The 7,095-nt window shown below is 58.1% G+C and carries 3 protein-coding genes; all 3 read right to left on the reverse strand.

The annotated features are described in order from the left end of the window. Window positions 1-4: 4 nt before the first annotated feature. A complete protein-coding gene (locus PMI22_RS24560) occupies window positions 5-4,552 on the reverse strand; it encodes a dermonecrotic toxin domain-containing protein (RefSeq protein ID WP_007943388.1) in 4,548 nt (1,515 codons plus the stop codon). A 152-nt stretch (window positions 4,553-4,704) separates the two neighbouring features. Continuing rightward, window positions 4,705-5,805, reverse strand: coding sequence for a polyamine ABC transporter substrate-binding protein (locus PMI22_RS24555; RefSeq protein ID WP_007943389.1), 1,101 nt, complete (start codon window positions 5,803-5,805; stop codon window positions 4,705-4,707). A gap of 12 nt (window positions 5,806-5,817) precedes the next feature. Continuing rightward, window positions 5,818-6,849: a histone deacetylase family protein gene (locus PMI22_RS24550; RefSeq protein ID WP_007943390.1), complete on the reverse strand. Its 1,032-nt coding sequence runs from the start codon at window positions 6,847-6,849 to the stop codon at window positions 5,818-5,820. Window positions 6,850-7,095 lie beyond the last annotated feature (246 nt).

A 7,095-nucleotide genomic window follows, 5' to 3' on the forward strand; every position in this document is an offset into this window, starting at 1 on the left:
CTACCTACAAGAAGAACAGCGCATCGGCCAGGCGATGGTTGATTTCAGCACGATAAATGGCAATGGATTGAAGTGCGTTCAAGCGGGTGTGCTTTTCATAGGCCCCGCCTGACCCGCGTTGTTCGACGGTCTTCAAGTGCGCTGCAGTGAATGCTGCTCTTGGGCTGTCCGAGGCCGGGTAATGAAAGTGCGCATACCAAAGGACTACGCCGGTTTCGTGATCGCGAATCTCATACTCATCCAGATAGTCTTTACGCGGTCCCTTCAACCGCCGATGCTCCGGCAGTGGTTTGCCGACCCTGTGGATGGCCACTTCGCCCTTGCTGTGCAGCCATTCAACACGCCCTGCGGTGGGCAATTGTCGTTTGGTCATGCTGATACGGATATCGGTGCCTTTTTTGTAAAGCGCGACCGCCCCCTCGATCAGTTTTTTGCTGACGGTGACCGCGGATCCCGGACCGCTTTCGGTGACATTGTTATCGGTCAGGGCTTTCTCGATAGCATTCGCCGTCGCGTCCATTCGATGGGCCTGTTGATGAAACATCTCCTCGATTTCCAGCGGAATACGTCGATCGGCTTTTGAATGAGCCTCGGTACGTCGGATGAAAGCTTCGAGCTGTGCCAGCAAGGCTTCACCGTTTTGCAGGCTGACTGCCAGCGTTGGAGGAATGGCGACGGGCACGGCCGTTTTGACCGGCACATGCTCGACCCAGACACCGGGAGTTTTTTCGTGGTACGTAGCGATCACCTTCCCGGTGAGTGGGGAGGTCACATCAACCAGATCGGTATCGGAGGAGTGCACGCGCGCTCGCGGCTTGCCGACGACGGTGCCTTTGAACCGCGTTTTGATCAGGCGATGCGGGGCCATTGCCGGTCGCGATGGTCCCGGAACCGGTTCGAGGGTCTTGCGCTCATGCAACAACCCCGACAGGTGTTTCACGGCGCGTTCATTGAACGCTTCGATACGTTGACGCATCAGGTCCAGTGACGGTTGCAGCAACTGGCCGGGGTACTCCTCGGGCAAGTCGAGAATACGTTGGTCGATGGTTGTGAACTGCTCCACCAGATCGCTGAATCCTTCAATCCGTTCGAGTAGCGACAGGGGAGTATCCTTGGCGAGGTCCAGTGTCGACTGGATGGTGAGCCCCGCGTCTTCGACAAGGGTTACCAGCGCCTGACGGGCAGCCTCGGTGGCGACCGTGCCGGTGTCATTAAGGCAGAGCTCTTGAGCGAGGCTGATCTGAAACAGCTTCAGGTCGTGCAGGTCAAAGACAGGCAGTCCTTTCGTGTACTCCCTGGCGACTTCGGCCCCTTCTCTGCCCAAGCGTTTCAACTCGTCGATCCGGGCCTGGGCAAACTCGATTTTGTCGATAAAGCCCTGGGTTATATCGCTGGTCTGTTGATGAACCTGGCGTCGTGTCTGGGTGGATTCGTTCGGCTCTCCGTCAAACAGAGCTAACGAGCGACGCATACTCGTGCCAAATACAGCGTTTTGCCGGTTGAACCACATCTCCGTCAGCAACAGCTGTTGATCCAGACAACTGACCAGGACGGCGCGGTAATTGATGATGGACTCAAGCACGTTGAATGCCTTGAGCTGATCAATGTAGACGTCGTAAACGGCCAGCTGTTTATCCAGCGTTTCGATCAGTCTGCGACCATTGGGATCATCAACGCCTGATGCGGACGAGGCAGCTGCTTTCTCGGCGGATTCGAGTGCGGTCTTCAGCGCCATTTTGTTCGTATCGAAGGTCTCCAGTTGCTTGCGTAGCGCCTCTTTACTCTGTGCATTTTTCCGCTCCGATTCTTTTCGGCGACGGCCACCGCCGCGCAACCTCAGGCGTGTGTCGACGACCCATTGTCCGTTTGCGGAATGAGTCAGCAGGGGGCCAGTTCCGGGTGGGGACTGACGGCTATCGACGATTTGCACGAACTCGTTGTCGTTGACCATGACTTCGAACCAGCGTTGGCCAACCTGGGCATACCATTTTTTGTTGAGCGGGCTCAAAAAACGATGGGGTCCGACTTCAGCCGAGGGGCTTGCCAGGCCTTCGGGTTTTGCGATGGCCAGCCCTTCCAGCAGCGTTCCCAGGCTCGTTCGAGCGAGGGCGCCATGGGTGTACAAGTGGTTCGTGTGATTCGCTGGCAGCTGTTGAGCGGTGATATCGGGTAAGCGGGTCACGGTGGTTATCGGCGTTGGCGTCGGTTGCTGCCCCAGCGTCAAAGCCTCCTTTTCAACCACGCGGTTTGCCGTGTGGCGCGTTGCTGCGTAATGGGCCAGGACCATGCCCAGTGACAGGAACAGGTCGGTCAATGCCGTCCATGCATCGTCACTGTCACCTTTCTCGCGGGCTTCATTCGCTTCATCCAGGTCGCTCATGATTTGCCAGACCCAGGCCGCGCTGGCAGCCGTTCTGCCCAGGAATGGCAGTGCAATGTTGAACAGCGCCCATGCCCCATGCTTGAGGGTCTGCCAACGACTTTGGGCATTGGAGACTGACTGCCGGTCTGCCAGGGTAATCATCGCGTTGGCATTGGCGGTGAACAGTGCTGACAGTGAAGGTTGCGCCAGTGGCGTGGCCGCTAACCTGACGGAACCCATCATGCCGAGGGCCGAGGTTGGATCGACCAACCATTGCGTCAGTGTCCAGACCGACGGTAGCTGGCCGGGAAACACGTACTGTGAGTAGTTGAAGCGCAGGTCGTCCGGCAACCAGGCCAGCACCGATTGCCGAAGGGACTGGTGATGTTTGATTGCATACAGCAGGTTGGTTTCGCGAGGATATTGCAAAAGCGGCGGATCAAGCAGCGGGCGAAAAAGCAGGCAGGGCCCCTTGTCGGCGAGGCGTGGGCCGATGACGAACATGTTGGCGACCTCATCTGCCTTGTCGTCTGTGCGGTCCCCGGGAATGAACGCCAGCGCACGAATGATGATTTCCTGGGCGTCCACAAAACGGTCGGCGGGTTTTTCCTGCATCGCCGCGACTACATATCGGTACCCCTGATTATCGATACCTGCCTCGCCACGAATTTTGTGCTGCAGCGTCTGGAGTGGCAGCTGGATGCGCAGGTGACTGGCGAACAGGTTTTGTCGACGTTGTATTTCCTTCGCATCACCGAGCAGTTTTTGTTTGATCAGCTTGGGATAGGTTTCACCGATGTTGACCTCAGTGACCAGCTTTTCCAGGTAGGCCGGTGTCATCCAGGATTCAACGGCGCTGCCGTCGGTGTGGCGAACGGTCTTGTTGCCCAATGGCACGGCAATCAGATTCTGCAGGGCCAGGTCGATCAGCGACATTGTGACGGTTTCGGTTTTACCCGGTATGGCAATGGCGCCCAGGATCACCGGGCTGGTGATGCTCAGTTCAACCGTTTCGAGCCGTGCGTCCGTCACCTCCAGGTGATCTTTCAGCACCTGGTCTTTCAGTGCTTGCAACGTAAATGCCGGGAGCGGTGGAATGTCATCCAGAAAGGATTGACCTGCCTGTTGCTCCCGAAGCAGCGCCAGGTCCATCAAGTGTCGGCTGTAGCAGGTCAGGTCCGCCGGTTGGGCACTGAGCAGCCAATCGGGTAGTAAGTGCTCGATCCGGCTGAAACGCTCTTCGTCAAAGGTCTTGCGATTTTTGACCGCAGTAATGATTCGACGCGCAGGAACACCGTTCGCGATGGTGTCATGAAGTTGGCCTATCGCGGCAATTTCGAGCGCGATCAGGGCGCAGGCTTGATGATCGAAAAAATTGCCTGTGGGTTCGTGCAGGCGCCATCGCAAATTGTCCGAACTCGACGTGGACCTCACGCGTGCAGCAAGCGTTTTCCCAAAGGATTCCAACGAGTCGTAATGCTTGAAGCCCTCTGTGATCGAGTGGCTGATCACCAGCGTACGCTTGCCCAGCGTACCCACCAGCACGGCCACGTCCAGCAGCCACAGATGCTTGTCCGGCTCATCGATGTCGATCAGGCAGGCCCTTGATGTGTAGGGGTCGTTGCGCTGTCGGGTGGCTTTCTCCGGATTGTTGAACAAGGCCAGTGCCATGGCCTTTTGATCCTCATCCCAGCCTGAAACCGGCTCGATGTTCCAGAGGTTGCGCAGCGAGTCCGAGAGTTGATGCCAGCGGGGTGTTTCGTCTTTTGTCTGCTGGTTCCAATAATCCAGTTGCTGTTCTTGATAGGACACGAACAGCAGCGGGATCAGTTGGTTAATCAAACGGCCGATGTCGTCGATTTTCACGGGTAACTGGATCGGCGGCGCTTCCCCCGGTTGCAGGGTCAGGAAGTGTTCCCCGTCGATGTATGTGGCGGTCTGCGCCGACAGCGTGAGCCGCACCAGCGCGTCGGTCAGCGATTCGAATCGGTGTGGACCGGACGTGACCTGCTCCACGCTGACGATCCAGGTTGGCGTCCCGATCATGGCCTGGACCGGGTCGATATCAAGGCTCGGGTACGCGGCTTCGAGCGCGGTGCGCAGAGCGTTCGTCGCCACTTCCCTGAGCGAGGGGCCAGTGACCAGTTGGGTCAGTACATCTTCGGAGCGGGTAGAGGAGGTATCGGGCATAGCCATTTCCTTTGTACCGATGAGGACGCTGGCCGTTGGGCCGCGCTGTGTCGGGGCAAGGTAGAGGGCTGTGGGAAGCGAAAGGTGTTAGATAGTTATCGCGGGCAAAAAAGACCCGCGCTCGTTGGCGGGTCTTGAATTTCAGCAAGCAGTCAGGTCCCGGATTTGATTTTGGTCCAGGTCCGCGTCCGCGCACGTTCGGCATCGCGCGGTAGCGGTTGCAGGGTGTAAAGCGTGCTCATCGCCGTTTCGGTCGGGTACAGGTTGGGGTTGTTGCGGATCGCCGGGTCGACCATTTCCGTGGCGTCCTTGTTCGGGTTCGGGTAGCCGACGAAGTCGCTGACCGGCGCGATCACTTGGGGTTGCAGCAAGTAGTTGATGAAGGTGTAGGCGTCTTCCGGGTTCTTCGCGCCTTTGGGAATGGCGAGCATGTCGAACCAGATCGGCGCACCTTCCTTGGGCAAGCGCATGTCGACGATCACTCCATTCTTGGCTTCCTTGGCACGGTTGGCAGCCTGGGAAAAACTGCCGGAATAACCGACCGCAACGCAGATGTCACCGTTGGCGATGTCGGCCATGTACTTCGAAGAATGGAAGTAGGTGATGTGCGGACGGATCTTCATCAACAGGGCTTCGGCCTTTTCGTAATCCGCCGGCTTCTTGCTGTTGGGGTCCAGGCCGAGGTGTTGCAGGGCCAGCGGCAGGATCTCCGACGGCGAATCGAGCAAGGCGACGCCGCACTGCTTGAGCTTGCTGATGTTTTCTTCCTTGAAGATAAGATCCCAGCTGTCCACCGGCGCGTTATCACCCAGCGCGGCTTTGACCTTGTCCGGGTTGAAGCCGATCAGGATGGTGCCGTACATGTAGGGCACGGCGAATTTGTTGCCCGGGTCGTTGGCCTCGATCAGCTTCATCAACTTCGGATCGAGGTGGTTCCAGTTCGGCAGTTTGCTGCGATCCAGCGGCTGGAACACACCGGCTTCGATCTGCTTGGCGAGGAACACATTGGACGGTACCACCACGTCGTAGCCGGAGTTACCGGTCAGAAGCTTGGCCTCCAGCGCTTCGTTGGTGTCGAAAATGTCGTAGACCAGTTTGGTCTGGGTGTTCTGGGCCTTGAAGTCTTCCAGCGCCTTGGGGGTGATGTAGTCGAACCAGTTGTAGACGCGCAACGTTCGCTCTTCAGCATGAACCGCACCACTGAGCACGGTGGCGCACAGGGTGGGGATGATAAAACGCTTGAGTCTGTTCATTGTTCTAATTCCTCATTGGGCGCTTTCAAAACCTTCGAGAACGTTCACGGCATTGATGCCGATTTCTTCCACCGCGTAGCCGCCTTCCATCACGAACAGCGTCGGCTTGCCGAGGCGTGCAATGCGCTCGCCCATCGCCAGATAATCCGGGCTGTCGAGCTTGAATTGGGAGATGGGATCGTCCTTGAACGTATCGACGCCCAGGGAGACGACGACAATGTCGGTGCCGTATTTTTCGATTTCCTGGCAGGCCTGATCCAGCGCTGCACTCCATGTGTCCCAACCGCTGCCGGCGGGCAGAGGGTAGTTGAAGTTGAACCCTTCGCCCGCGCCTTCACCGAGTTCATCTTCATAGCCGAGGAAGAACGGGAATTCGGCTTCCGGGTGGCCGTGAATCGAGGTGAACAGCACGTCGCTGCGCTCATAGAAAATCGATTGGGTGCCGTTGCCGTGGTGGTAGTCGACGTCGAGGATCGCGACCTTTTTGTGGCCCTGATCGAGGAACGCCTGAGCGGCGATGGCGGCGTTGTTGAGGTAGCAATAACCGCCCATCAAATCGCTGGCAGCGTGATGTCCCGGTGGACGGCACAAGGCGAAGGCACTGCGCGCGCCGCGTTGAATTTCCGCTTGAGCGGTCAGTGCCACTTGCGCCGCGCTGTACGCCGCTTGCCAGGTACCGGCGGTGATCGGTGCGCCAGCGTCGAAGCTGTAATAGCCAAGCTGGCCGTGCAGACTGGTGGGTTTAATGGAACGCAGGGTCCGGGCTGGCCATGTGTAGGGCAACAAGTCTCCGTCGGTGTTGAGTTCGCTCCAGCGTGCCCAGGCGCCCTTGAAGAAGTCGAGGTAGTCGCGACTGTGAATGCGTGCGATCGGATCGAGGCCGAAATCTTGCGGTGCTTCGACCGGGCCGAGGTTCTGATTCTGCACGCGTTGCAACACATGGTCGGCACGCGACGGCATTTCGAAGCAGGGCTTGAGTTGCCCGTCTATCAATTCGCAGCGGCCGTGGTGCAGGTGGTGATCGTCCGAGTAGATCGTCAGCATTTTCTTGTTCTCCGCAGGCTGATTCGGTTGAACACAGTCTTGCGGCAGGCGGCGTTTGGGAGAACGGCAGGAAAGGCCAAAAGGGGATTGATATGGCCAAAAAGTTTGACCGAAATTCGCCCCTTGATGGTGCGAGTGTGCTCCAGCTCAGGGCTTGGAATGCGGAAGAATGTGGGAGCGAGCCTGCTCGCGAAAGCGGCGTGTCAGACGATTCCAGTGTTGGCTGTGCCGCCGTCTTCGCGAGCA

This window comes from Pseudomonas sp. GM21 (assembly GCF_000282215.1).
In the GTDB taxonomy this organism is placed as follows: Bacteria; Pseudomonadota; Gammaproteobacteria; order Pseudomonadales; family Pseudomonadaceae; genus Aquipseudomonas.

What these genes read in the sequence shown, in the direction of transcription:
- PMI22_RS24560 (WP_007943388.1), bottom strand. Translation starts at nt 4,552, where the DNA reads ATGCCCGATACCTCCTCTACCCGCTCCGAAGATGTACTGACCCAACTG.
- PMI22_RS24555 (WP_007943389.1), bottom strand. Translation starts at nt 5,805, where the DNA reads ATGAACAGACTCAAGCGTTTTATCATCCCCACCCTGTGCGCCACCGTG.
- PMI22_RS24550 (WP_007943390.1), bottom strand. Translation starts at nt 6,849, where the DNA reads ATGCTGACGATCTACTCGGACGATCACCACCTGCACCACGGCCGCTGC.